The organism is Chitinibacter bivalviorum (assembly GCF_013403565.1).
GTDB lineage: Bacteria > Pseudomonadota > Gammaproteobacteria > Burkholderiales > Chitinibacteraceae > Chitinibacter > Chitinibacter bivalviorum.
Genome location: NZ_CP058627.1, coordinates 3,106,796 through 3,131,574, shown reverse-complemented (window position 1 = coordinate 3,131,574; position 24,779 = coordinate 3,106,796). Strand labels below are relative to the sequence as shown.

The 24,779-nt window shown below is 52.2% G+C and carries 20 protein-coding genes, 2 tRNA genes, 3 rRNA genes and 1 riboswitch; of the genes, 8 read left to right on the top strand and 17 right to left on the bottom strand.

Annotated features, from left to right (window positions below; all coding sequences use genetic code 11):
• Nucleotides 1-50 precede the first annotated feature (50 nt).
• The 3 genes from rsmD to HQ393_RS14865 all read left to right on the top strand — a co-directional run bounded on the left by rsmD (nt 51) and on the right by HQ393_RS14865 (nt 2,170).
• On the top strand, nt 51-635 hold the full coding sequence (gene rsmD / locus HQ393_RS14875; RefSeq protein WP_179356046.1) for a 16S rRNA (guanine(966)-N(2))-methyltransferase RsmD: 585 nt from the start codon (nt 51-53) through the stop codon (nt 633-635).
• A gap of 75 nt (nt 636-710) precedes the next feature.
• Complete coding sequence (locus HQ393_RS14870; RefSeq protein WP_179356044.1) at nt 711-962, top strand: YfhL family 4Fe-4S dicluster ferredoxin; 252 nt, start codon at nt 711-713, stop codon at nt 960-962.
• Between the two features lie 137 nt (nt 963-1,099).
• The gene (locus HQ393_RS14865) at nt 1,100-2,170 is read left to right on the top strand and encodes a tetratricopeptide repeat protein (protein WP_179356041.1); all 1,071 of its coding nucleotides are present in this window, start codon (nt 1,100-1,102) and stop codon (nt 2,168-2,170) included.
• Between the two features lie 108 nt (nt 2,171-2,278).
• Here HQ393_RS14865 and ahcY read toward each other — a convergent pair whose 3' ends face one another.
• From ahcY to metK, 3 genes are all read right to left on the bottom strand, one after another.
• Nucleotides 2,279-3,706 (bottom strand): adenosylhomocysteinase, encoded by a 1,428-nt coding sequence (gene ahcY, locus HQ393_RS14860; RefSeq protein ID WP_218871201.1) that lies wholly within the window; start codon nt 3,704-3,706, stop codon nt 2,279-2,281.
• A 115-nt stretch (nt 3,707-3,821) separates the two neighbouring features.
• Nucleotides 3,822-3,903: riboswitch (S-adenosyl-L-homocysteine riboswitch) on the bottom strand.
• 82 nt (nt 3,904-3,985) lie between these two features.
• Nucleotides 3,986-4,441 carry a hypothetical protein gene (locus tag HQ393_RS14855; protein WP_179356040.1) on the bottom strand — a complete coding sequence of 152 codons (456 nt, stop codon included), beginning with the start codon at nt 4,439-4,441 and terminating at the stop codon, nt 3,986-3,988.
• A gap of 147 nt (nt 4,442-4,588) precedes the next feature.
• Nucleotides 4,589-5,758, bottom strand: a complete 1,170-nt coding sequence (metK, locus tag HQ393_RS14850) for a methionine adenosyltransferase (protein ID WP_179356038.1) — start codon at nt 5,756-5,758, stop codon at nt 4,589-4,591.
• A gap of 82 nt (nt 5,759-5,840) precedes the next feature.
• Between metK and HQ393_RS14845 the strand changes: the two genes are divergently transcribed.
• Both HQ393_RS14845 and HQ393_RS14840 read left to right on the top strand, forming a co-directional pair.
• Nucleotides 5,841-6,719, top strand: coding sequence for a lysophospholipid acyltransferase family protein (locus HQ393_RS14845; RefSeq protein WP_179356036.1), 879 nt, complete (start codon nt 5,841-5,843; stop codon nt 6,717-6,719).
• Nucleotides 6,716-7,576, top strand: coding sequence for an LpxL/LpxP family acyltransferase (locus tag HQ393_RS14840; protein ID WP_179356034.1), 861 nt, complete (start codon nt 6,716-6,718; stop codon nt 7,574-7,576). Before HQ393_RS14845 ends, HQ393_RS14840 begins: the two co-directional genes overlap by 4 nt.
• An 85-nt stretch (nt 7,577-7,661) precedes the next feature.
• Here the strand turns inward: HQ393_RS14840 and HQ393_RS14835 are convergent, their stop codons facing one another.
• From HQ393_RS14835 to HQ393_RS14785, 11 genes are all read right to left on the bottom strand, one after another.
• Entirely contained in the window at nt 7,662-7,928 is a 267-nt protein-coding gene (locus HQ393_RS14835) for a hypothetical protein (RefSeq protein ID WP_179356033.1), read from the bottom strand.
• A 568-nt stretch (nt 7,929-8,496) separates the two neighbouring features.
• Nucleotides 8,497-8,610: ribosomal RNA gene (rrf, locus tag HQ393_RS14830) — 5S ribosomal RNA — on the bottom strand.
• Nucleotides 8,611-8,765: 155 nt separating this feature from the next.
• Nucleotides 8,766-11,652 (bottom strand): 23S ribosomal RNA (locus HQ393_RS14825).
• A gap of 353 nt (nt 11,653-12,005) precedes the next feature.
• A tRNA-Ala gene (locus tag HQ393_RS14820) sits at nt 12,006-12,081 on the bottom strand.
• A 39-nt stretch (nt 12,082-12,120) separates the two neighbouring features.
• Nucleotides 12,121-12,197, bottom strand: a tRNA-Ile gene (locus HQ393_RS14815).
• A 119-nt stretch (nt 12,198-12,316) separates the two neighbouring features.
• Nucleotides 12,317-13,850: ribosomal RNA gene (locus tag HQ393_RS14810) — 16S ribosomal RNA — on the bottom strand.
• Together the 16S, 23S and 5S rRNA genes with 2 tRNA genes alongside form the textbook arrangement of a ribosomal RNA operon.
• A gap of 480 nt (nt 13,851-14,330) precedes the next feature.
• Nucleotides 14,331-15,041, bottom strand: a complete 711-nt coding sequence (locus tag HQ393_RS14805; protein ID WP_179356031.1) for a GNAT family N-acetyltransferase — start codon at nt 15,039-15,041, stop codon at nt 14,331-14,333.
• A 2-nt stretch (nt 15,042-15,043) separates the two neighbouring features.
• Nucleotides 15,044-15,643 (bottom strand): FMN-binding negative transcriptional regulator, encoded by a 600-nt coding sequence (locus HQ393_RS14800; RefSeq protein ID WP_179356029.1) that lies wholly within the window; start codon nt 15,641-15,643, stop codon nt 15,044-15,046.
• 1 nt (nt 15,644) lies between these two features.
• The gene (locus HQ393_RS14795; RefSeq protein WP_179356028.1) at nt 15,645-16,082 is read right to left on the bottom strand and encodes a rhodanese-like domain-containing protein; all 438 of its coding nucleotides are present in this window, start codon (nt 16,080-16,082) and stop codon (nt 15,645-15,647) included.
• 14 nt (nt 16,083-16,096) lie between these two features.
• The gene (locus HQ393_RS14790; protein WP_179356026.1) at nt 16,097-16,618 is read right to left on the bottom strand and encodes a GNAT family N-acetyltransferase; all 522 of its coding nucleotides are present in this window, start codon (nt 16,616-16,618) and stop codon (nt 16,097-16,099) included.
• A gap of 12 nt (nt 16,619-16,630) precedes the next feature.
• Nucleotides 16,631-17,044, bottom strand: a complete 414-nt coding sequence (locus tag HQ393_RS14785; RefSeq protein ID WP_179356024.1) for a hypothetical protein — start codon at nt 17,042-17,044, stop codon at nt 16,631-16,633.
• Nucleotides 17,045-17,147: 103 nt separating this feature from the next.
• Here HQ393_RS14785 and pdxR point away from each other — a divergent pair, with 103 nt between their 5' ends.
• The gene (gene pdxR, locus HQ393_RS14780) at nt 17,148-18,608 is read left to right on the top strand and encodes a MocR-like pyridoxine biosynthesis transcription factor PdxR (protein ID WP_179356022.1); all 1,461 of its coding nucleotides are present in this window, start codon (nt 17,148-17,150) and stop codon (nt 18,606-18,608) included.
• Here the strand turns inward: pdxR and HQ393_RS14775 are convergent.
• Both HQ393_RS14775 and HQ393_RS14770 read right to left on the bottom strand, forming a co-directional pair.
• On the bottom strand, nt 18,605-19,381 hold the full coding sequence (locus tag HQ393_RS14775; protein ID WP_179356021.1) for a substrate-binding periplasmic protein: 777 nt from the start codon (nt 19,379-19,381) through the stop codon (nt 18,605-18,607). The genes pdxR and HQ393_RS14775 overlap by 4 nt on opposite strands.
• 68 nt (nt 19,382-19,449) lie before the next feature.
• Complete coding sequence (locus tag HQ393_RS14770) at nt 19,450-19,827, bottom strand: DUF1622 domain-containing protein (protein ID WP_179356019.1); 378 nt, start codon at nt 19,825-19,827, stop codon at nt 19,450-19,452.
• A gap of 213 nt (nt 19,828-20,040) precedes the next feature.
• Between HQ393_RS14770 and HQ393_RS14765 the strand changes: the two genes are divergently transcribed.
• The gene (locus HQ393_RS14765; RefSeq protein ID WP_179356018.1) at nt 20,041-20,634 is read left to right on the top strand and encodes a histidine phosphatase family protein; all 594 of its coding nucleotides are present in this window, start codon (nt 20,041-20,043) and stop codon (nt 20,632-20,634) included.
• A gap of 271 nt (nt 20,635-20,905) precedes the next feature.
• Nucleotides 20,906-21,781 carry a helix-turn-helix transcriptional regulator gene (locus HQ393_RS14760; protein ID WP_179356016.1) on the top strand — a complete coding sequence of 292 codons (876 nt, stop codon included), beginning with the start codon at nt 20,906-20,908 and terminating at the stop codon, nt 21,779-21,781.
• Between the two features lie 45 nt (nt 21,782-21,826).
• Here the strand turns inward: HQ393_RS14760 and HQ393_RS14755 are convergent, their stop codons facing one another.
• A complete protein-coding gene (locus tag HQ393_RS14755) occupies nt 21,827-24,739 on the bottom strand; it encodes a bifunctional diguanylate cyclase/phosphodiesterase (protein WP_281361469.1) in 2,913 nt (970 codons plus the stop codon).
• Between the last annotated feature and the right edge of the window lie 40 nt (nt 24,740-24,779).

Below are 24,779 nucleotides of genomic sequence, written 5' to 3'. Positions count from 1 at the left end.
CTGCAAATCGCGGAAAATAAAGAATTAATCTCGATTTTACCGGAGCGGGCGTGTCAGCACAGCATAAAAATCAGGTGCGCATTATTGGCGGCCAATATAAACGGCGAATTTTGAAATTTCCCGACGCTTTGGCGCTACGCCCCACGCCCGATCGCGTGCGCGAAACTGTATTTAATTGGCTGGGGCAAGACCTCACCGGTCAAGCGTGCCTCGATCTATTTGCCGGCAGCGGGGCGCTGGGGTTTGAAGCGGCCAGCCGCAACGCCAAACTCGTGACCATGATCGAAATGGCCAAGCCAGTCCATGCTGCGCTTAAAGCCAATGCCGAAGTACTCAAAGCCAATCATGTTCACATCATTTTGAGCGATGCCGAGCGATTTTTGGAGCGCAACACCAGCAAGTTCGATTTGATCTTGCTCGACCCGCCCTATGCAACACCGCTGCTCGGCAAAGTGCTGCCAAAGGTGATTCCCTTTCTGAATGAAGAGGCTCGTGTGTATATCGAATGTGCGGAATGGCCCGACCTGACTGGATGGGAAATTTTGCGCGAAGGCAAAGCGGGTACGGTTAAATTTGCCGTAATATGCCGCGCATCGGTCGATGATCAAAAAATAAGCGACCAGATTGCAGAGTAAGGTTGTCGTTAAAGCGCGAAAGTGGGAAAATCCCACATATTCGAATACCCGAGTGTTTTGCTAAGGAATACCACAATGGCACTGATGATTACTGACGAATGCATCAATTGCGATGTATGCGAACCAGAATGTCCAAATAGCGCGATTTCTCAAGGCGAAGAAATCTATGTGATCGACCCTAACCTCTGCACCGAATGCGTTGGTCACTATGACGAACCTCAGTGCCAGCAGGTGTGCCCGGTTGACTGTATTCCGCTCGACCCAGAGCACAAAGAAAGCAAAGAAGAATTACAACAGAAATATTTGATTATTTCAGGCAACGCTTAAATACCAATTGCCCACAAAGTGACAAGCGGACTTTCAGTCCGCTTTTTTATTACTCTATAATTAAGCACATAATAATATAGCGATGCACCTGGAGCGCAAATACCACCCCAACCAGGAATCAGCGGCAAGAGGAGTAAATGATGGGCCACTACAATTTACGCGACGAGATCACACAAACCCTGGATATTGCCAAAACGATGATCCATCCACACCCAGAGGAAGCCATTCGGCTGGCTGGCTTAGCAGCAGATCGCGCTTTAACTTTGGATCACACAGAGGAAGAAACCGCCGCGTGGCTAGTCAAGCTACTTGCCTTTCGCGCACGCCCATCGACGGCGCTAGCTGATATTGAAGAAGCGGCGCAAATGACAATTCAATTAGCGCAAAACAACTTACAACACGATATTTGGGTCGATGCGGTCAATTGCTATGCTGATATTTTGTATGGCATTGGGCAATATGATGCCGCGATGGATTACTGGCTGCAATTATTGGAAGCGGGCATCGACAACGACTGGCCCCTCGCCAAAGGCCAAGCTTATCTGGGTATTGGTAAATTATTCTGGACCTTTGAAGACCCACAAGCTTGTTTGGAACATTCACATAAAGCGCAAAAAGAGCTCGATAAGGTCGACCTGATTGTCCCCAAAGTGTGTCTGACGATTAATCTGGCAGCTTACGCCTATCAGCGCCGCCAATACTTCCTATCTCACCAATATCTCGACCAAGCCGAGGAGATGCTCAAAGATGTCGCATTTTGCGAATATGAGCCAGAGATTTATTACTACCGCGGCTATCTACGCCGTGCCGAAGGCAATATTGACGCAGCCTGCGAACAACTGAAGCGCGCGCTGTTATTAAATGCCCACAGCAGCAATACTTGGGGCAAATCAGTCACCATGATCGGCCTGGGCGAAGTGTATCTCGACATGGCTGAGCCGTATAAAGCGCAATATTTCATGCAAAAGGCGCTTGAAACGGCACAAGCAACACCGAATCATTTCCGCTATTTGGTGATGCAAGCACACGAAGGATTGGCAAAATGCTACAACGCAACCGGCCAAACCGAGCAGGAATTTAACCATTGGTCGCTGCATTTCGATATGGCCGATGAACTGATCAATAGCCATATGAATCACCGTCTGGCGAGCTTTAAACGTCACTCGCTGCAATTGCGGGTTCACGAATTGGAAAGTAGCATCGCTTAATACCTGCCACGGTATATTGCTGCAAACCTTTTTCTAAAAAGCGTCAAAAACAATACCCAACAAAAAACCCTGCCTCGGCAGGGTTTTTTCTTCACTAATTCATTGTGATTAGTAGCGATAGTGCGCAGGCTTGTACGGGCCTTCTTTTGGCACGCCGATGTAAGCGGCTTGCTCATCGGTCAGCACAGTCAGCTTCGCGCCGATTTTCTTCAGGTGCAAACGCGCCACCATTTCGTCCAAGTGTTTTGGCAAGACATACACGCCCACTGGGTATTGCTCCAGTTTGGTGAACAACTCAATTTGCGCCAGCACTTGGTTAGCAAACGAGTTTGACATCACGAATGATGGGTGACCAGTACCGCAGCCCAAGTTCACCAGGCGACCTTCAGCCAACAAGATGATACGTTTGCCATCAGGGAATACGATGTGATCCACTTGTGGCTTGATATTGTCCCACTCGTACTGACGCAGGCTGGCAACTTGGATTTCAGAGTCAAAGTGGCCGATATTGCACACGATGGCGTTGTTACGCATACGCACCAAGTGCTCGTGCGCGATTACGCTAACGTTACCCGTTGTCGTCACGAAGATATCCACTTGGTCGGCAACGTCGTCGATCGTCACTACGCGATAGCCTTCCATCGCCGCTTGCAGCGCGCAAATCGGGTCGATCTCAGTCACCATCACCGTTGCGCCCAGGCCGCGCAATGATTGCGCACATCCTTTACCCACATCGCCGTAGCCCAATACCAGCGCCACTTTACCCGCTACCATCACGTCGGTCGCACGTTTGATAGAGTCAACCAAAGACTCGCGGCAGCCGTACAGATTGTCAAACTTTGACTTAGTAACCGAGTCGTTCACGTTGATCGCCGGGAAGGCCAATTTGCCTTGCTCGTGCATTTGATACAGACGATGCACACCAGTCGTGGTTTCTTCAGTCACGCCTTTGATCGCAGCCAAACGCGTTGAGTACCATTTTGGATCTTTCGCAATTTGCGCTTTGATCGCCGCGTACAGTACGGTTTCTTCTTCGTTCGTTGGATTAGCAACTACGCTGATGTCGCTTTCGGCACGTGCGCCCAAATGCAATAGCAAAGTCGCATCGCCGCCGTCGTCCAAAATCATATTGGCATATTCACCATTTGGCCATTCGAAGATCTGGTGCGTGAATTGCCAGTATTCTTCCAGCGATTCACCTTTAAATGCGAATACTGGCGTGCCTTGGCCATTGTGGCCGTTGAGCGCAATCGCTGCTGCGGCGTGGTCTTGGGTAGAGAAAATATTGCACGACGCCCAACGTACTTCAGCGCCCAAAGCCTGCAAGGCTTCAATCAATACGCCAGTTTGGATGGTCATGTGCAACGAGCCAGCAATGCGCGCGCCCTTGAGTGGCTGTTGCGCTTTGTACTCGTCGCGCACAGTCATCAGGCCTGGCATTTCGGTTTCTGCGATGTTCAGCTCTTTGCGGCCCCAGGCTGCAAGGCTGATATCGGCTACGTGATAGTCTTTGAAACTATTTTGAGAATCGGCCACGATAATGCTCCATGTGGCCGGGTCGATGCTCACCTTTGCAATGATGAAACCTGCTGCGCCTAAAAAATACGAAGTCAGTTTCTAACTTACAAGTCATCGAACCCGGCAGGGTTAGAATAGGTGAGCGCCGTTTGATTGGATGAACCGAGCCTGAACGCCGGACTGGGTAAGTCCAGCGGCTGCAGCGCCCCTCGGTGTGGGGCAATTCTAGCGTAAAAAACGCGATCTGGCTGCCTATCAAAGCAATAAGTAGCCGATCAGCGGTGAATATGGGCGTGATTAAGCAGACGGCAACGCAGAGCCACCCGTAGCCGCCACAGCGATTTCCTCGGTGGCTTCAGCCTCTTGGGGCACAGGCCGCATCACCGCGATGAGCGCTTGCTGCTGCATTTCTGCCACCAGGGTATCCGGTGCAACAGCTTGCAACTCAAAGCCTGTAGCCAGATACACCGGCAGAGCTTTTTCTGAAACTAAAGCCCAGCACGCTTCGCGGCCGACCCAACGCGCCGATTGGTTCAACAAGACTTGCAGCACTTCATCGTCGCGCGCAATCACGCCATCGAGTCGAATCAAGCCACGCCCCATCACGACGCGAAGGGCACCACACAGCTCACCTTCGTCTTCCGCCAGCAGCACCATATCCGCCAACGTAGGCGCAGCTTGCCCAGCGTCGGTAAACCACGGCGCCAGTTTGCGATATTCAGGGGGCGAAGCCAGTCGAGTGACAATGGACATAGTGGATCTCCTGCATAAACAACGATTAGATCTGAATTACAACACAGATCGCCAACGGCGACTTTGATCTGCATCGCTTCAGTTTACAAAGTCGGACGCTGAAATAAAAACAGCCGCCCTAGGGCGGCTGAATGCTGTGACACGAGATTACAGACCGGCAGCCGCTTTAAGCTGTTCGACCTTATCAGTGCGTTCCCATGAAAAATCAGGTTCTTCGCGACCAAAGTGACCATAGGCAGCGGTGCGGCTGTACACCGGACGTTGCAAATCGAGCATCTGGATAATGCCTTTCGGACGCAAATCAAAGTTCGCTTTGATCAAATCAACGATTTGGTCATTTGGAATCACGCCGGTATCCCAAGTATCAACCATGATCGACACCGGTTGCGCCACGCCAATGGCGTATGACACTTGCACCAGACACTGTTTCGCGATGCCAGCAGCAACGATGTTTTTCGCTACATAACGCATCGCGTACGCAGCGGAACGATCCACTTTTGACGGGTCTTTACCCGAGAATGCACCACCACCGTGTGGGGCTGCACCGCCGTAGGTATCCACGATGATTTTACGGCCTGTCAGACCGCAATCGCCCATTGGGCCGCCGATCACAAAGCGACCCGTTGGGTTCACCAAGAATTTGGTGTTTTCAGTAATCCACTCAGACGGCAAGACCGGCTTGATAATGTGCTCGATCACCGCTTCAGACAATTGCGCGTGTGATACATCTGGGTGATGCTGAGTCGACAGCACAACGGTATCAACTTCTTTGACTTTGCCAGTTTGGCCATCGTAGCGCAGCGTCACTTGCGATTTTGCATCAGGGCGCAACCATGGCAGACGGCCATCTTTGCGCAATTCAGCCTGACGCTGCATCAAACGGTGTGAATAATAGATCGGTGCTGGCATCAATTGCGGCGTTTCATCGCACGCATAGCCAAACATCAAACCTTGATCGCCCGCCCCCATGTCCAGATCCAGACCTTGGCCTTCGTTCACCCCCTGAGCGATGTCAGGCGATTGTTTGTCGTACGCCACCAAGACCGCGCACGTTTTGTAATCAAAACCGATATCAGAATGATCGTAACCGATGCGTTTCACGGTATCGCGAGCAATTTGGATGTAGTCGATATTGGCATGCGTAGTGATTTCACCCGCCAACACCACCAGACCGGTATTCACCAGCGTTTCAGCAGCCACACGTGCCGTTTTGTCTTGCGCCAGAATGGCGTCCAAAATGGCGTCGGAAATTTGGTCTGCTACTTTATCTGGATGGCCTTCAGAAACCGACTCAGATGTAAATAAAAAATCTTTCATTGCTTTAATACCCTCGGTTACATGACCCCAAGTGGGCCAATCGCAGCTACAATCTGCATTCAAATCACGCATCAACATTCCTATGCTGCTTACGCTTTCCAAACTTATCGCAAAATTGCCACTGCCCTTGCTGCAAGCGCTCGGCTGGGTCGTCGGCTGGCTGGTGTGGTGGGGCTCCCCCCGTCACCGGCGCGTGCTACGAACCAACTTAAAAATCAGCGCAATTGCCAAAAATAGCTCTGATTATAACCGATTAATCAAGTCAAGTATTCCTGAGCTGGGTGTTGCAGCATTAGAATTTTTACCACATTGGATGAGACCCATTGATGATCTGCTCAAGCTCGTCAAAGAAAAGCGCGGCTGGGAGCATGTCGAAGCGGCGCTAGCGACGGATCGGCCAATTATCTTTATGTCGCCCCATTTAGGCGCACTAGAAATGACCGGGGTATGCGTTGCAGGGCTAATCCCAAGAAAGCTTGCACCGCTATACCGCCCACCAAAACAAGCCTACCTTGAGCCTTTGATGATTTACTCTCGTTCACGCGGCGGCGCCGAGCCTGCGCCCGCAAATGCTTCGGGTGTGCGCGTCTTACTCAAAACGCTGAAACAAGGCGGCGTCGCTTACCTACTACCCGATCAAGTCCCTGGCGGCGGAGAAGGCGTTTGGGCACCCTTTTTCGGCGATCCGGCGTACACCATGAGTTTACTGACCAAAATGGCCAAAGCCAGCAACGCGATTATTCTGCCATGCTACACCGAACGACTTGGCATTGGGCGTGGCTATCGTTTTCACGTGCAGCCATTTGTGGGCGAGCTCAATGGCGACGCAGAACACGATGCGACGCTCCTTAATCAGAATGTCGAAGACCTGATCCGCCAGATTCCTGAGCAATATTTCTGGAGCTACAGCCGCTATAAACACCCCGCTGGCGCGCCACTCCCACCGGGAGCACAAGTATGAAATTAAAACTCGTCAAAGCCTTGCTATGGCTACTGCATTGGCTGCCATTTCGCGTTATGCAGTGGATCGCCATTCCGATGGGCTCGCTGCTGTATTTACTCATCAAACGCCGTCGCCACATTGGCCTGACGAATTTGCAGCTATGCTTTCCCAAGTGGAGCGACACAGAGCGCCAACGAGTGCTACGCCAGCATTTTATCGACATGGCCAGCACGATACTGGGCTACAGTATCTTGCTGCATGCGCCAGAAAATAGGCTTCGCAGACTGATACATATCGAGGGATTAGAGCACTTTAATGCTCAGCAAGACAAAGCCATTATTATGTTGGTACCGCATTTTCTCGGTCTTGATTTTGGCGGCGTGGCCTACACGATGGATCACAAAGGCGCGAGCATGTACGCCGAACAGCGTGGCGTTTTTCACGACATCAGCCTGCAGATCCGCTCGCGCTTTAACGAACCCGTACTAATCAAGCGCACCGATGGCATCCGCCCCATCGTGCGCACGCTAAAAGCCAAAATGCCCTTTTACTATCTCCCCGATCAAGACATGGGGCCACAGCAATCCATCTTCTCGCCCTTTTTTGGCGTACCAGCCGCAACGTTACCGATGCTCGGCAAGCTTGCCGAAATGACACATGCTGTCGTGGTTCCCGTCATCACCACCGTCGGCAAAGGCTGCTTTATTTCGCGCTACTATCCCGCCTGGGAAAACTACCCAACGGGTGATTTGCAAGCCGATACCGATCGCATGAATCAATTCATCGAGCAAATTGCGACAGCACACCCTAGCCAATACTACTGGCTCCACCGCCGCTTCAAAACTCGCCCTGAAGGCGAGCCTATCCTCTACTAAGCTGCACGAAAAAATAAAAGCCCAGATGAGTCTGGGCTTTTATTTGCACTTAAATTTAATCGGTGACATTTAATTTGCAACGGAGTTAGTACGACTCGCGCCACAAAGCGGTTTTGCACTTCGTACACAGTACTTTTCGATTCGTCATCCCCGGGTTAAGCCCACCAAAATCAAACGTATTCGTTGAGCCACATTTGCAGCATGCCACTTCTTCTGTAGAGCCATGCTCGGCAATGTATTCAGCTTTAGTAGGCAAGGCTTCCCATTCACGCCGAGTCCAAGGAAAGAATCTAAAGAAGTAAGCCGCAATCGCAAATAGTACGAGAAAACATAACACCGAAATAACGAGCATAAATCACCCCACAGATTAAAGACACGTCGTTTACTCAAATTGAAGAATGCAATTTCACTTTACGCTTTGATTCAATTTAAAAACATTCGCTATTTCCGAATCTATCCTCAGTTTATTTCTGAAAATTTGCGCACCGCATTACTGGCTCGGCCTTCAAACTTAATTGCACAATGCTGTACTGGGGATTTATGAGGGATTGAATACTGCAGCATGCGAAATAAATAGAAGTAATTGAACTTCTTTATCTGAACACGACTTAGTTGGGGCATGTTCAGATAAAGTGTTGATAACAAGAATCGTAGGGTGGGTTAGCCCCTTAGGGCGTAACCCACCGTGACGCGACATAAAGAAAAGCAGCGTAACTACGAATATCGTTTTTCGTAGTCAAACCAAGTTCTATTCATATCAACACACAATCTGAACATGCCCCTTAGTTGCATGGGTATATCACCAGAGAGCAATATTTAAATGGACTTAATGGACATACCCCGACGCACATCATTTCCTCCGCGCAAAGCGCAAAGCAAAAAGCCCAGTGTTTTCACACTGGGCTTTTATACTTAGGGGAGTCTGGCAATGACCTACTTTCACACGGGCTATCCGCACTATCATCGGCGCTGAGGCGTTTCACTGTCCTGTTCGGGATGGGAAGGAGTGGGACCACCTCGCTATGGTCACCAGACAAAACTGGGTGAGTCACTGTTCTTTCAAACAATCACTCGAAATAGAAGAAGTCTTAACAATCAGTTGATTCGCTACACTCATCAACTGATCTCATATCTCTTAACTTGTATTGGGTCGATTATACCATCAGCCGCTTAACGCGTCTCAGGTTATAGGATCAAGCCTCACGGGCAATTAGTATCGGTTAGCTTAACGCATTACTGCGCTTCCACACCCGACCTATCAACGTCCTGGTCTCGAACGATCCTTTAGAGGTCTTAAAGACCTAGGGAAGTCTCATCTTGAGGCTAGTTTCGCGCTTAGATGCTTTCAGCGCTTATCTATTCCCGACTTAGCTACCCGGCAATGCCACTGGCGTGACAACCGGTACACCAGAGGTCAGTCCACTCCGGTCCTCTCGTACTAGGAGCAGCCCCCCTCAAACTTCCAACGCCCACTGCAGATAGGGACCAAACTGTCTCACGACGTTTTGAACCCAGCTCACGTACCACTTTAAATGGCGAACAGCCATACCCTTGGGACCGGCTACAGCCCCAGGATGTGATGAGCCGACATCGAGGTGCCAAACTCCGCCGTCGATGTGAACTCTTGGGCGGAATCAGCCTGTTATCCCCGGAGTACCTTTTATCCGTTGAGCGATGGCCCTTCCATTCAGAACCACCGGATCACTATGTCCTGCTTTCGCACCTGCTCGACTTGTCGGTCTCGCAGTTAAGCCGCCTTTTGCCATTACACTATCAGTACGATGTCCGACCGTACCTAGGCGACCTTCGAGCTCCTCCGTTACAATTTGGGAGGAGACCGCCCCAGTCAAACTGCCTACCATGCACGGTCCCCGATCCGGATAACGGACCAAGGTTAGAACCTCAAAGGGGTCAGGGTGGTATTTCAAGGACGGCTCCACTGAAACTAGCGTTCCAGCTTCAAAGCCTCCCACCTATCCTACACAAACCACTTCAAAGTCCAATGCAAAGCTACAGTAAAGGTTCACGGGGTCTTTCCGTCTAGCAGCGGGGAGATTGCATCTTCACAAACACTTCAACTTCGCTGAGTCTCGGGAGGAGACAGTAGGGCCATCGTTACGCCATTCGTGCGGGTCGGAACTTACCCGACAAGGAATTTCGCTACCTTAGGACCGTTATAGTTACGGCCGCCGTTTACTGGGACTTCAATCAAGAGCTTGCACCCCATCATTTAATCTTCCAGCACCGGGCAGGCGTCACACCGTATACATCCACTTTCGTGTTAGCACAGTGCTGTGTTTTTGATAAACAGTCGCAGCCCTCATTTCTCTGCGGCCTCATTGGGCTCCGGTTGTACACCTTCACCTACTAGAGGCACACCTTCTCCCGAAGTTACGGTGTCAATTTGCCGAGTTCCTTCTCCCGAGTTCTCTCAAGCACCTTAGAATACTCTTCCTACCCACCTGTGTCGGTTTGCGGTACGGTTCAATATAAGCTGAAGCTTAGTGGCTTTTCTTGGAAGCAGGGTATCGCTCACTTCGTCTACAAGTAGACTCGTCATCACGCCTCAGTGTTAAAGCAGCCCGGATTTGCCTAAGCCACACACCTACACGCTTAAACCAACTCTTCCAACCGTTGGCTGAGGTAACCTTCTCCGTCCCCACATCGCACTTATACCAAGTACAGGAATATTAACCTGTTTCCCATCGACTACGCATTTCTGCCTCGCCTTAGGGGCCGACTCACCCTGCGCCGATGAACGTTGCGCAGGAAACCTTGGGTTTTCGGTGAGGGGGCTTTTCACCCCCTTTATCGCTACTCATGTCAGCATTCGCACTTCTGATACCTCCAGCATCCTTCTCAAGACACCTTCACAGGCTTACAGAACGCTCCTCTACCATATGTACATCGTACATATCCGCGTCTTCGGTTATCAATTTGAGCCCCGTTACATCTTCCGCGCAGGACGACTCGACCAGTGAGCTATTACGCTTTCTTTAAATGATGGCTGCTTCTAAGCCAACATCCTGGCTGTCTATGCCTTCCCACCTCGTTTTCCACTTAATTGATCATTTGGGACCTTAGACGGCGGTCTGGGTTGTTTCCCTCTTGTCCCAGGACGTTAGCACCCCAGGACTGTCTCCCATGCTCGCACTTGACGGTATTCAGAGTTTGCCATGGTTTGGTAAGTCGCGATGACCCCCTAGCCATAACAGTGCTTTACCCCCGTCAGTGATACATGAGGCACTACCTAAATAGTTTTCGAGGAGAACCAGCTATTTCCAAGTTTGTTTAGCCTTTCACCCCTATCCACAGCTCATCCCCTAACTTTGCAACGTTAGTGGGTTCGGACCTCCAGTGCGTGTTACCGCACCTTCATCCTGGCCATGGATAGATCACTTGGTTTCGGGTCTACGCCCAGCAACTATGCGCCCTATTCGGACTCGGTTTCCCTACGCCTCCCCTATTTGGTTAAGCTTGCTACTGAACGTAAGTCGCTGACCCATTATACAAAAGGTACGCAGTCACGGAACAAGTCCGCTCCCACTGTTTGTATGCATCCGGTTTCAGGTTCTATTTCACTCCCCTCCCGGGGTTCTTTTCGCCTTTCCCTCACGGTACTGGTTCACTATCGGTCGATGATGAGTATTTAGCCTTGGAGGATGGTCCCCCCATCTTCAAACAGGATTTCTCGTGTCCCGCCCTACTTGTCGTACGCTTAGTACCACAATTGTGTTTTCATATACGGGGCTATCACCCACTATGGCCGGACTTTCCATTCCGTTCTATTAACACGACTGCTATCACGTACAGGCTCTTCCCATTTCGCTCGCCACTACTTTGGGAATCTCGGTTGATTTCTTTTCCTGCGGTTACTTAGATGTTTCAGTTCACCGCGTTCGCTTCACATGACCTATGTATTCAGTCAAGGATGACCCAAAAGGGCCGGGTTTCCCCATTCGGAAATCGTGGGATCAAAGCACTTTGCCAGCTCCCCCACGCTTATCGCAGGCTATCACGTCCTTCGTCGCCTATCATCGCCAAGGCATCCACCAGATGCACTTATTCGCTTGATCCTATAACCTCAAACACGTTTTACCGTACTCTTGGTCAGAGTTTCGTATTTACGACTTGTTGAATAGTTTCTCACGCTATTCAACGGCTGACTTTTACATCAGCAGATACAATCAACCCAATTTATTACTGTAAAAACAAGTCACCCTGTTTTCACATTGTTTAATTAGGAGATATTACTTCTTCTATTTTGTTAAAGAACGATACAGATGTCTTTCGACATTCCGATTTAAGAAACCAGAACAAAATCAACAACCCGAATCCCAACTACTGATCCGTCTATTGACTGAATTCTAAATTCTTGACAGTGACTTTTTTGCTGCACCACTGTTTGCACAGTGCTCGCCGCAAGGTGTGGTGGAGGATGACGGGATCGAACCGACGACCCCCTGCTTGCAAAGCAGGTGCTCTCCCAACTGAGCTAATCCCCCAATCTGGCATTACTAAGCTGTTTCCACTTACTAGGTAAGTGGTGGGTCAAGCTGGAATCGAACCAGCGACCCCCGCCTTATCAAGACGGTGCTCTAACCGACTGAGCTACTGACCCAGCTTCCAACCAAGTCCGTAACCCTGAGATCAATTGCTTCATCTCGCAGTTACTTTCTCTGTATCTTCAAATTCTACAGCCGATGAGTGTGAGTACTTGACCCGCAGGTCTTTCTCTTGAAAGGAGGTGATCCAGCCGCAGGTTCCCCTACGGCTACCTTGTTACGACTTCACCCCAGTCATGAATCCCACCGTGGTAAGCGGCCCCCCTAAGGTTAGCCTACCTACTTCTGGTGAAACCCACTCCCATGGTGTGACGGGCGGTGTGTACAAGGCCCGGGAACGTATTCACCGCGACATGCTGATCCGCGATTACTAGCGATTCCGACTTCATGCACTCGAGTTGCAGAGTGCAATCCGGACTACGATCGGTTTTGTGAGATTGGCACCCCCTCGCGGGTTAGCGACCCTCTGTACCGACCATTGTATGACGTGTGAAGCCCTGGTCATAAGGGCCATGAGGACTTGACGTCATCCCCACCTTCCTCCGGTTTGTCACCGGCAGTCCCATTAAAGTGCTCAACTAAATGGTAGCAACTAATGGCAAGGGTTGCGCTCGTTGCGGGACTTAACCCAACATCTCACGACACGAGCTGACGACAGCCATGCAGCACCTGTGTTACGGCTCCCGAAGGCACTCCTCGATCTCTCAAGGATTCCGTACATGTCAAGACCAGGTAAGGTTTTTCGCGTTGCATCGAATTAATCCACATCATCCACCGCTTGTGCGGGCCCCCGTCAATTCCTTTGAGTTTTAGTCTTGCGACCGTACTCCCCAGGCGGTCAACTTCACGCGTTAGCTGCGTTACTAAGCTCCGAAAAGCCCAACAACTAGTTGACATCGTTTAGGGCGTGGACTACCAGGGTATCTAATCCTGTTTGCTCCCCACGCTTTCGTGCATGAGTGTCAGTATCAGCCCAGGGGGTTGCCTTCGCCATCGGTGTTCCTCCACATCTCTACGCATTTCACTGCTACACGTGGAATTCCACCCCCCTCTGCCGTACTCTAGTTAGCCAGTTCACAATGCAATTCCCAAGTTGAGCTCGGGGATTTCACATCGTGCTTAACAAACCACCTGCGCACGCTTTACGCCCAGTAATTCCGATTAACGCTTGGACCCTACGTATTACCGCGGCTGCTGGCACGTAGTTAGCCGGTCCTTATTCTTCTGGTACTCTCATCCCCGGTGGGTATTAGCCACAAGGATTTGCTCCCAGACAAAAGCGCTTTACAACCCGAAGGCCTTCTTCACGCACGCGGCATTGCTGGATCAGGCTTGCGCCCATTGTCCAAGATTCCCCACTGCTGCCTCCCGTAGGAGTCTGGACCGTGTCTCAGTTCCAGTGTGGCGGATCGTCCTCTAAGACCCGCTACTGATCGTCGCCTTGGTGAGCCTTTACCTCACCAACTAGCTAATCAGCCATCGGCCGCTCCAATAACAAGAGGTCTTGCGATCCCCCTCTTTCCCCCGTAGGGCGTATGCGGTATTAGCTATCCTTTCGGATAGTTATCCCCCATTACTGGGTACGTTCCGATGTATTACTCACCCGTTCGCCACTCGCCACCAGACCGAAGTCCGTGCTGCCGTTCGACTTGCATGTGTAAAGCATGCCGCCAGCGTTCAATCTGAGCCAGGATCAAACTCTTTCGTTTAATCGCTATGCTATTTTTACTACTTGGCTTGTACTTCAATACTCAAAAGAACATCCGAGTTTGAACCGAAGTTCAGACTACAAATATTACTTTTTCAATTGAGTGCAAGCACTTGTTTCGACCTACGAATCAAGCACTCACACTCATCGGCTGTATATTGTTAAAGATCGTTGCTGGGATCGCTTCGTTTCGTTGCGTCATCAGCAGAGAGGCCGAACTATACCCACCGCCTCGAAGCCCGTCAACACCTATCGGCAAAGAAAAGCGAAGAAAGGCGCTAAGTGGTTGATCTGAATAGGAACTAGATTTGAAACATTTTTGCAGCAAAGGCAAAAAACCAGCCTCGCAGCACCAGCGAATTCGGTCAGAAAGCACGAAAAAGAAGGAGAGGTGCAGTAGCAAAAGCAGAAAAAGCATGAAAACAGCGAAATCAACACGCCGAAAAGCACACAGCCCGCTAACGCGGGCTGTGTTTGCTACTTATTTGCGCATGAATTCGGACAGCTTTTGCCGCTGCTGGCCATTGGCGTCGAAATTATCGACGGCCAGCCATGCTTCATAGACCTTCCGCAAGTCAGGCCATTCGCTATCTAAGATAGAAAACCATGCGGTATCGCGACTGCGGCCTTTGTTGACGGTGGCTTGGCGGAAAATACCTTCAAAGGTAAAACCCAGTCGCTCGGCGGCTCGTTTGGATGGCGCATTGAGGTTGTTGCATTTCCACTCGTAACGCCTAAACCCAAGCTCAAAGGCATACTCCATCATCAAAACCATCGCTGCGGTCGCCAAACGTGTTCTTTGCAATGCTGGTGAAAAGTGAAGCCAGCCCACTTCGATACTGCCCGCCTTCGGATCTATCCGCAGATAGCTCGCCAATCCCAAGGCCAACCCTGAGCTCGCATCGACAATGGCGTAATACTGCGGATCGATTTGCTGCGCCCGCGTCGCCAACTCGCTGTGAAATGCTCGAAAGCTATCGTAGGGGCCAGCACTAAAGTAAGTCCACATTGCGCCACTGTCCGCAGCAAATGCCTGCCAAAGACTTTGCGCATGGGCGTCGGCATCAAGCGGCTCAAGCCGGCAGCCCCAGCCTGCCAATAATTTAGGGATTGGAAATGCCGCGCCCTGCCAATTTTCGACAATGGGGCCAAGCGGCTGACCAAATTCATTAATATAGATGTCGCGATTCATATTCATCGTCCAAGGTTCGCTGCCAGCGCCTCACGCACCCCCGCCTGATTTTCAGCGGATTGATTCTGGCTTTGTTTGAATTTGCCGCTGATGCTGCTGCTGATTTTAATTTCAATCCCCACGATCGCCGCCAGCATCTTGTCCAAATAGGGTGCTGGCGCATCGCTCAGTTGCCACGGCGATGCACTCCCCTGCTCATGATGCGTGGTAACTTTGGTGAGTAAACTCAGCAAGGCCTCGCTCGACTCCAGCACCTTTAGTTCACCACGCACTTGCACCGTCGAATAATTCCACGTCGGCACGACACGCGGGTCACGCGCTTTACTGGGGTAATAGCCCGGCGAAATATAGTGGCTGGGCGATTGAAAGATCGCCAGCACCTCGGCTCCCGCCTGCTGCCAAAGCGGATTGGCGCGTGCGACGTGGCCGCGCAGCACACCGAAGCGCCCCCCATCAGATTCATCTGCAAACCAGTACAGCGGGATTAAATTGGCATCCAAGCCATTCGGAGAATTGAGCACCAAGGTTGCCAGCGGGAAATCGGCGATCAATTGCAATTCGCTTTCGCGATTGGGCGATTTAAAATGATTAGGGGTATACATATCAACACTCGCACTGGATTGAGATTTTGGTTAATACCCCCGGCTGATCACCAGTCGCCACGGCCAAGCCATCTTGTTTCCACCAGTGAATGCCGCCAATTAGCTCTTTGACCTGAAACCCCAACTTGGACATTTTGTACGCGCCCCATGTCGAGCCATTGCAACCGATGCCGTCGCAATAGCATATATATACTTTGTTGCGATCTAAATCGCGCGTCGACTCTGCGCTCATCGTTCGATGCGGAAGCGAGATCGCGCCGGGAATATGTTCAGCCTGATAATGCGCGAGCGAGCGCACATCAAGCACGACAATACTCGCCTCGCCCGCAACTAAATCCGCCGCCAGATCGGCTGGGTCAGTACGGAATTTCAACTGCTCGGCAAAAAATGCTTCCGCCGCCAATGGCGTTGCCAGGCCTGATGACAAAACTGCGCTCATTTTTTATCTCCCAATTATTGTATTAATTCAGTTGCGCTCGCCCACACAAAGCGTAAGGCCTTAATCGCACTACCATCGGGGGCCTGCCAGATTTCGCTACCGCGCACTTGCCCGCCGCGCCGCTGATAAAAATACTGCCCAGATGTATTGCTCTGATTACAATATAAATAAAGCCCTTGCTCGCCATACTCTGCCTGCACACAGTTAGCCGCCGTTACCATTAATCGCGCGCCGATACCCAATCCCTGCGCGGGAGCGGCCACGTGCAAATTATCAATATACGAACCCCACTGCGCATCCTGCGCTAAATACAGACAGCAAAAGCCCAGTAATTGCGCACCGTCACACGCCACCCACACCCGCTGATTTGCCGCTGGCGCACTGAATCGCTGCCGCCAAATCTGGCGGCGTTCCGCCAAGGCTAACTCGTCTAAATAGTGATCGCTCAACGTGCCGCGATACGTTTGCTGCCAACTTTGTACGTGCAGGCGGGCAATGGCGTCGGCATCTTTAGCGATTGCGAATCGGTTCTGCATACACCCTCTCACTCAATGAAAACTTTGAACCGCAGCCATCACGACCAATACACTGGCGACTACGCTGATCTTCCCCAGCAAAGCCAGTCGACGAAAAGTGGCGGCATTCGGCCTAGGCTGACGCATGGCGTGCACACCGAATACGGCGCAAATCGCGATGATCGCAACACCGCCTAATTTGGCATGCAGCCAAGGCGAAGCCTGCATCGCCGGCCACAGTGGCCGCAGTAACAACACGCCTGAGGCCATCAACACCAGCAAACCCGCGTATGACACATAGCGCAAAGTAAACAACCCAATCGCCATCTCGCGTCGCGCGCCTTCTGTAATGCGCGGCAAAACAAAACTCAACACAAACAAGGCAAAACCCGATCCCGCCCCCATCACCAAGCCTAAAAAATGCACCGTTAAATAGAAATCCCGCATCACCTTTTCCTGCTGGCGTCACCAGTCATCCCTAGCAATACTTCAACTGTATGCGCATAATGGTTTTGAGTTGCATACCAATTTACACACCAAGGCCAGACCAATGTTGCCCACGCTATTTGCCAGCCACGCCCAAGCCGACCTTCCCTTGCATGAGCAATTGGTCCGCACTTTGCGCCATGCGATTTTGGATGGCCATTTGCCGCTGGCCAGCCGCCTGCCGGCAACGCGAACACTGGCCGCTGATTTGCATTTATCGCGCAGCACGGTTGAGTTGGCGTACGCACGACTGGAATCGGAAGGTTATTTACAACGCAAAGTCGGTGCGGGCAGCTTTGTGGCGATAGCGACCCAGCGCCAAACCGCCGCGCCGCGCAAAGCCGCGGCGGGGTTGTCGCAACGCGGGCTGGCGATTGCCGACATGGGCGCGTGCCGCGATGGCGTGAATCCCCTGACGCAAACGTCTTTTTTCACCGGTCAGCCCGATAGCTGCGCCTTTCCGCGCGAGCTATGGGGCAAGCTGATGCAGCAACGCTGGAAAAAAGACGGCGAACAGCTGATGCGTTATGGCGATCCGCAAGGGCTGCCCGAGCTACGTACCGCGATTGCCAGCTATCTAGCGCAATCGCGCAATGTGGTGTGCGACGCCAGCCAGATTGTGATTTTGAGTAGCTCGCAGCAGGCCATTCAACTGACCGCGCAATTACTCATCGACGCGGGTGACACAGTCTGGCTGGAAGACCCCGGTTATCTGGGCGCGCGCAACGCGATGCAAAGTGCTGGCGCGGCGCTTTGCCCAATTCCGGTGGATGCCGACGGCATGCAGGTCGACGAAGATACTGATAGTAAGTACCCGATGCCAAAACTCATCTACACAACGCCTTCACACCAATACCCCCTAGGCATGGCGATGAGCCTGACTCGCCGGATGGTACTACTAGAGCGCGCGGCGGCGATGAAAGCGTGGATTATCGAGGACGATTACGATGGCGAGTTTCAATACGAGCATCGGCCGCTACCCTCGCTACAAGGGCTTGATACGCAAGGCCGCGTGATTTATATGGGGACGTTTAGCAAAGTATTGTTTGGCTCTTTGCGGCTGGCCTACCTCGTGCTGCCGCCTGAGCTGGTGGCGCCATTTACGCTGGCGCGCACCGCGTTTGACGGCCATAGCAATCAGCTGATGCAGGCGGTGACGGCCGATTTTATTCAGGGCGGGCACTTTGCCAGCCATTTACGCCAGATGCGCACCTTATACAAAAGCCGCCGCGATTTGCTGATCGCGCAGCTGGCCGAGCATTGCCCGCAACTCACGCCAGTCAATACCAGCGGCGGGCTGCAGTTTGCGGTGTGGTGCCCGCTAGGTCGAGAGGCGGAATGGACGGCCGCCGGCATCGCACAAGGTCTGCCGATGCGGCCACTGAGCAAATTCTATCTAGGGGCACAGCCACGCGAAGGATGGCTCATGGGGTATTCGTCGCTGGGCAATGATGAAATACGCCTACTGGCCAATACCCTAGGCAAAGTGCTGCACAGCGAGAGCCGCGTCGCTACGCTGCTTTAATCGGCGTATTGCTCGATCATCCCATCCATCACGCCTTTGCGCTTGAGTTGCACTATCGCGGCGTTGAATTGATTGATGAAGTCGGCTTTGTAGGCGGGATTAAAATAGGCGCTAAAACCCAAATGCGCCGTAGGCTCGCTCAGCGTCACGGCTTCGAGCAATTGCAGGTTTTTCAACTCGACGCTCGCATTCGGGCTGCTGCGCAATGTGTGCCACGAATAGACAATGGCTTTGTGATCGTTGGCGTAGCAATCAATATGGCGTGCTGCCAGCTTGCGGATATTGGCCTCATTGCTACTGGCCTCCTCCAGCCGAATGCGTTTCTCGCGCGCAGCGTCACGGAGATGATCATCCAAAGCAAAACCGCGATTGATCCCGATGTTGAGCTGGGCGAAATCATCAGGAAAATGCAGGCGCGGGCGATCCATCACTCCTTGGTGGCACATCAGCACGATGCGCTCGGCGTTCAGCGGCACCGAATAAGGCGTTAAATAGCCGCGATCAGTAAATTTATACGGCGGGAATAAACCCATAGCTTCGCCGTTTTGCATCATCTGCAAACCCCGTTTCCACGGCACAGGTTTTAACTGCAGCCGATAGCCGGGCATCGCCGCATCGACTTGGCGCAGGAAATCGACGTATATCCCCTTGAAAACGCCCGCTTCGACATAGGAATACGGCGGGTAAGATTCATCGCCATACAAGGTTACGAGCTCGGAACTCCAACTACTCGGCAACAACAAGGCGAAGACATAAGCAAAGCAGCGTTTCATTCCACCTCCAATTTAGCGAGGTATTTCCCTCAAGGCCAATCAATACGAACAGCTGGTGTACATACCCACTAGGCACTCTTGGTCTCATGCACATGAGGCTCGGCTTCTTCTTTTTGCAATTCGCGACCCAAAAAGTAATTCAACGCAGTCCGAATCACCGCAATCGCCGCCAGCTTGCCGATTTGATCCCAGCTTGGTGCGACAGCGGTGGATAAAATATCCGCGCCCAATTGCAGCTCTAGCGCCAGCGATAAATAGCGCGCCAATGATAAGCGAGCCTGCGCAAAGGCCAGATCACTCGATTGGCGCACGCCTTGCAGCCAAGCATGGATCGCCACCATAACGCCGACGCCGATCACCGCCGCACCCACCAATTCCACCGCCAGCTTGAGCCATAAAACGCCGTGTACCACCGCCGCTTCGGCCAGCTCATAATGCAATTCCATGCCCAAAATCCATATTTGCCAAACCTGCACTTAGCATAGCCCGATAATGTGACCTCGTTTTCAATTCCTCGCCGCAAGGCGAGAAAACAGCAACGCGCAGCCAGCGGCGGTGATCAAGCAGACCTTGATCGAACACAGCATTGCTGCGCCTCTGGCTTGGGGGTATCTGCAAATACGGCTACACTCGTGGGCTATTTTTCTGAGCAGCTCATCATGACACGCACCATTTATTTGCTCCGCCATGGTCAAACCGAATTGAATGCCGAACGTCGAATGCAAGGTCATTGCGACTCACCGCTCACCGAGCAAGGCGTGGCGCAAGCCCGGGCAATGGGCGCGACATTGCGCGAACAGATTACGGCACCTCACGAATGGCAAGTGCTCGCCAGCCCACTCGGGCGCGCGCAGCAAACCGCGCGTTTGGTATGCGCCGAATTAGGGATCGCCGAGGATCGCATTCAACTCGACCCGCGCTTGATCGAAGTGAGCTTTGGCGAATGGGAACGCCAGCAGGTCGATATTTTGCACACTCAATACCCCGCACTGGCGACGCAAGCCGACTGGCATTTTAACGCTCCGGGTTGCGAGCCTTATTCCGCGGTTGTTGCGCGCATTGAGGGCTGGTTGGCCGATGCCCATTTACCGCCCAAACTCATCGTGGTAGCGCATGGTTTATTGGGCAGGATATTGCGTGGCATTTATGCGGGGCTGCATCACGACGCGCTCTGGCAACAAGATATGCCACAGGATGCTTTTTTTCGCTTGCAAAACGGGACGTTAACGCGGATTCATTGTCAGGCAGAATAAGCAGCCTTGCCATAGGTATATCACCAAAATCATTGCTATCAAATGTCTTTGGCAACATACCCATACACAGATTGGTAAATTGACTCCCGCCGTGCTCCGCGCCAAATTCGACGATAGGCTGTTGGTTTTTGGCGCGGCAAACTACGATTTAATTGCCGCCGCGGGACGATCGGTCGCCTAATCTTACTGCGACCAAGGCCAAGGCAGCGGCCCAGTTAAATTGGCACCGAATGTTTTTTCCACCTGCTACCGCTTGGTCTGGATCTATCTCATGTCGATGATTTACCAAGAATTATTTGATGTCGGCCCCGAAACCCAGCAAATGAGCGTCGGATCACGGGTGTATCACCACCCGCATCTAGCGGCGCTGGCCGATTATGACGTCTTATTTATGGGTTTATCCGAAGCGCGCGGGTTGATGCATGTCGAGCGGCGTGGCGCGCCGTTTCATGTCCTGATGATCGGCGTCGAAGGGCAAGGTGAAATCATCACGGGCGACGCAAAATTGGCTATTGGCCCCAATCAATTGGCGATTTTGCCCGCCTATTCGCACAGCGGGTTTCGCCGCGTCAGCGAGCATTGGCGCTGCGTCTGGTTTTTACTCAATGATGCGCCGCGCTGGAACGCCCTTGCAGGTGACACCGCCAATGTGCGTTCCGTCCAAAATGCCCACAGCTTGTTTTATGCCATGTATGCGCTTTGCTATGAAGCGCGCCTCAATCAGCACAGCTTTAGCGGCGAAGCGCTCATTTTGGTGATGGATTTACTCAAACGCATGCTAGCCAGTGCGGTCGTCAATGAAGCCTTGGCCGATCGTTTGCGCGCCTTATTTAGCGGTATTCGTTTTGCCCCCGCGCAGGCTTGGCGGGTGGAGCAATTGGCCGAGCAGTATGGCGTCTGCAGTGCGCAGTTTCAGCGTTTATGCCTGAAAAACTTGGGCGCGACCCCTTTGCAACTGATTATCGAGCAACGCATGCTGCGTGCGCGCGAGCTATTGAGTGGCGGACGCTACTCGGTCAGCGAGGTAGCCGTCGCAGTTGGCTATGAAGAAATCGCCAGCTTCTCACGCCGCTTTCGCAGCCACTTTGGCTATTCGCCCAGCGCCGTCAAAAAAGAAAACAGCAGCCCTTCAATGCAACAGGTATAACCACCAAGACCAATTCAAAATTGATCTAGATAGCAATACCCCACGTTATCTAGCCACTTGCAGTCTTGCGTACTCTTCAAATTCAGCCAGCGGCAAAGGGCGACTGAAATAATAGCCTTGATAGGCATGGCAACCGGCATGAGCGAGAAAATCACGCTGCATTTCGGTTTCCACGCCCTCGGCAATGACATTCAAAGCCAGGCTATCGGCCAGCGCAATAATCGTGCGTGCAATCGCCGCATCGTTGGGGTCGCTGAGCACATCGCAGACAAACGATTTGTCGATTTTTAACTGATCCAGCGGTAGCCGTTTCAAATACGACAAAGACGAATAGCCCGTACCAAAATCATCGAGCGAAAAACTCACCCCCATGGCTTTGAGCGAATGCATTTTCTCGATCGTGTCCTGCACATTATCGACGAGCAAACTTTCGGTGAGCTCCAGCTTTAGGCGAGTGGGGTCGGCTTGCGTTGCCAACAGCGCATGTTTGACTTGCTCAACAAAATTGCGCGCGCGCAATTGCTGCGCACTGACATTCACGGCGATGGTGAGTTTGCAAAACTGCGGGTCGGTCGACCAGCGTTTGATCTGCTGACAAGCACTCACCAACACCCACAGCCCCAGTGTTTTAATCAGCCCAGTTTCCTCCGCCAGCGGAATAAATTCGGTCGGCGCAATTAACTGCCGTACCGGATGCGCCCAGCGCACCAGCGCCTCGACGCCAATCAGATGGGTGCTGCCAACAATCTGCGGCTGATAATGCAGCACAAACTGGTTTTTCTCCAACGCAGCGCGGAAATCGGCCTCCAGCGCCGTGCGCTGCAAAACCACCGTTTCCATTTCTGGGTCAAAAAAGCTCAAAGCATTACGGCCACTTTCTTTGGCTTTATACATGGCCAGATCAGCCTGCCGCAGCAGATCATCAATACCAACGCTGCCGCCTTGAAACAGCGTCACACCAATGCTGGCCGCGCTGCGATGGTTGCAATGATTGAGCACATAATCCCGATTAAGTACCGCACGTACCTTTTCAGCCAGCGCCTCGGTCTGGCTGGCGGCATCAAATTTATGGGCGCTCAGCCCGGTGAGCAGCACCACAAACTCATCGCCGCCTAGGCGCGCCACGGTGTCTTCGGCGCGGACTTGCTCGAGCAAATGAGTCGCAACTTGTTGGAGTAATAAATCCCCCATTGCATGCCCCAAGGTATCGTTCAGCCGTTTGAAGTGATCCAGATCGATGAACAACAAGGCGCAATATTTCCCGCTGCGGCTACTGGCCGCCATGGCCTGCTTGAGTCGGTCTTGCAACAGAGCGCGATTGGGCAAATGGGTTAAATGATCATAAAAAGCCAGCGTTTTGATTTTTTCTTCGGCCTCTTTGCGCTCGGAAATATCAACATAGGTGCTGATAAAGTGTGTTAGCTGCGTGTGCTCATCTTTGACCGCCGTGATCGTTAAATACTGCGGGGTAATCTCGCCAGCTTTATTTCTATTCCAAACCTCACCGCGCCAACCACCATGCGAAATCGAGTGTTCCCACATTTCACGATAAAACTCGGCGTCATGGCGACCCGACTGCAAAATGCGCGGTGTTTGGCCGATGCTTTCTTCGGCGCTAAATCCAGTTGAATTGATAAAGGCCTGATTCACCCGCTGAATCACCCCGTGGCGATCCAAAATCATCATGCTGTCTTGCGAATCAAACGCTGCGGCGGCCAATTTCAGCTTTAATTCGATCTGCCGACTTTCGCTAATGTCCTCGACCATCGACCAGATGTATTCTTGGCCATCTTGATTGTGAATCAAAATGCCATTTAATCGCACCGGCACGCGTCGCCCATCGTGCTGGATATATTCTTTTTCGTAGGGGCCATAACGGCCAGTTTGTTTTAAGACTGCAAACTGGGCTAGGTCTTCGCGCAGAAACTTTCGCGGAGTGAGAACGCGGTTATTCAAATTCATCAGCTCGGCACGCTGATAGCCAAACAAATCCAAAAACGCATCGTTAAAGGTGATGAATTGCCCTTGCAAATCAGTCAGCACAATCCCCATCGGCGACAGCTCAAACAGACCGCGCAGCTTTGCTTCGCTATCGCGTACGATTGCGCTTGCTTGTGCGCGTTTGGCTTGCAGCGCGCTGATCATCAAGCCGGTCAAGATAGTACAGGCCATATAGGCCCATAACAGCAGCAGCGTGATTTGGGTATCGGGCAGATAAAAAGTACCGCGCCCCAGCGATGTACCCCAAGCCGCAACCAAACAGAACAGCAGCCCTGCCAAACTACCACCTGTGATTCCAAAGCGTAGCGTCGCCCAAGCAATCAGCGGCAGGGTAAAAAAGGCCAGCGGCAATGGGTGACCAATCAGCGAGTAAGTTTGAAAGAACGCCAGCCAAGCCACGGGGGCCGCCACCGCAAGCCAAGCCAATACCACCCGCTGATCCCGTATCAGCAGGGCCAGCGTTTGTCGGCTCAAACTCAACAATAATGGCGCAGCCAGCAGCACCCCAACGGCATCGCCGAGCCACCAAGACAGCCAAGCCACGCCCATTTGCCCCAAGCTCAAGGCCCCAGCGACATACAACCCCACGACACCACTGGTGGCAGAGAAAGACATGGCCGCCATCGCGCAGACAATGATCAGTCCCGCGTCTTGCTGCCGATCAAATTCGGGATGAAAGTCAAAACGTTGCAATAAATAAACGCACAGCCACGGCGCGATGGTGTTGCCGATACCGATCCATAGGGCCAAATACCAAGGCGAGCCAATCAGGGCATTCACCAGCACGGCACCTACAAACACCGCCGGCCAGACGCGCGTACCCCAGCGATAAAGCGCCGCAACGGCAATGCCAGTGGGCAACCAAACCAGGGTGATGTGCGAATTAGAAAATGGCAGCAGCAAACCGAGCCCACCGCTCACAAAATACGCGAAGCTAAGGATGAAATATTTATGCATTCTTTTTTATATTTTGACACCCATACTTTGCTTACAAGCT

Excerpts from the sequence above, each read along its gene's own strand:
- HQ393_RS14840 (WP_179356034.1), top strand. The coding sequence starts at position 6,716 with ATGAAATTAAAACTCGTCAAAGCCTTGCTATGGCTACTGCATTGGCTG.
- HQ393_RS14835 (WP_179356033.1), bottom strand. The coding sequence starts at position 7,928 with ATGCTCGTTATTTCGGTGTTATGTTTTCTCGTACTATTTGCGATTGCG.
- HQ393_RS14845 (WP_179356036.1), top strand. The coding sequence starts at position 5,841 with ATGCTGCTTACGCTTTCCAAACTTATCGCAAAATTGCCACTGCCCTTG.
- HQ393_RS14865 (WP_179356041.1), top strand. The coding sequence starts at position 1,100 with ATGATGGGCCACTACAATTTACGCGACGAGATCACACAAACCCTGGAT.
- HQ393_RS14775 (WP_179356021.1), bottom strand. The coding sequence starts at position 19,381 with ATGAAACGCTGCTTTGCTTATGTCTTCGCCTTGTTGTTGCCGAGTAGT.
- HQ393_RS14785 (WP_179356024.1), bottom strand. The coding sequence starts at position 17,044 with ATGCGGGATTTCTATTTAACGGTGCATTTTTTAGGCTTGGTGATGGGG.
- HQ393_RS14795 (WP_179356028.1), bottom strand. The coding sequence starts at position 16,082 with ATGAGCGCAGTTTTGTCATCAGGCCTGGCAACGCCATTGGCGGCGGAA.
- HQ393_RS14800 (WP_179356029.1), bottom strand. The coding sequence starts at position 15,643 with ATGTATACCCCTAATCATTTTAAATCGCCCAATCGCGAAAGCGAATTG.
- metK (WP_179356038.1), bottom strand. The coding sequence starts at position 5,758 with ATGAAAGATTTTTTATTTACATCTGAGTCGGTTTCTGAAGGCCATCCA.
- pdxR (WP_179356022.1), top strand. The coding sequence starts at position 17,148 with ATGTTGCCCACGCTATTTGCCAGCCACGCCCAAGCCGACCTTCCCTTG.
- HQ393_RS14770 (WP_179356019.1), bottom strand. The coding sequence starts at position 19,827 with ATGGAATTGCATTATGAGCTGGCCGAAGCGGCGGTGGTACACGGCGTT.
- HQ393_RS14755 (WP_281361469.1), bottom strand. The coding sequence starts at position 24,739 with ATGCATAAATATTTCATCCTTAGCTTCGCGTATTTTGTGAGCGGTGGG.
- HQ393_RS14870 (WP_179356044.1), top strand. The coding sequence starts at position 711 with ATGGCACTGATGATTACTGACGAATGCATCAATTGCGATGTATGCGAA.
- HQ393_RS14790 (WP_179356026.1), bottom strand. The coding sequence starts at position 16,618 with ATGCAGAACCGATTCGCAATCGCTAAAGATGCCGACGCCATTGCCCGC.
- HQ393_RS14855 (WP_179356040.1), bottom strand. The coding sequence starts at position 4,441 with ATGTCCATTGTCACTCGACTGGCTTCGCCCCCTGAATATCGCAAACTG.
- HQ393_RS14765 (WP_179356018.1), top strand. The coding sequence starts at position 20,041 with ATGACACGCACCATTTATTTGCTCCGCCATGGTCAAACCGAATTGAAT.
- HQ393_RS14805 (WP_179356031.1), bottom strand. The coding sequence starts at position 15,041 with ATGAATCGCGACATCTATATTAATGAATTTGGTCAGCCGCTTGGCCCC.
- HQ393_RS14760 (WP_179356016.1), top strand. The coding sequence starts at position 20,906 with ATGTCGATGATTTACCAAGAATTATTTGATGTCGGCCCCGAAACCCAG.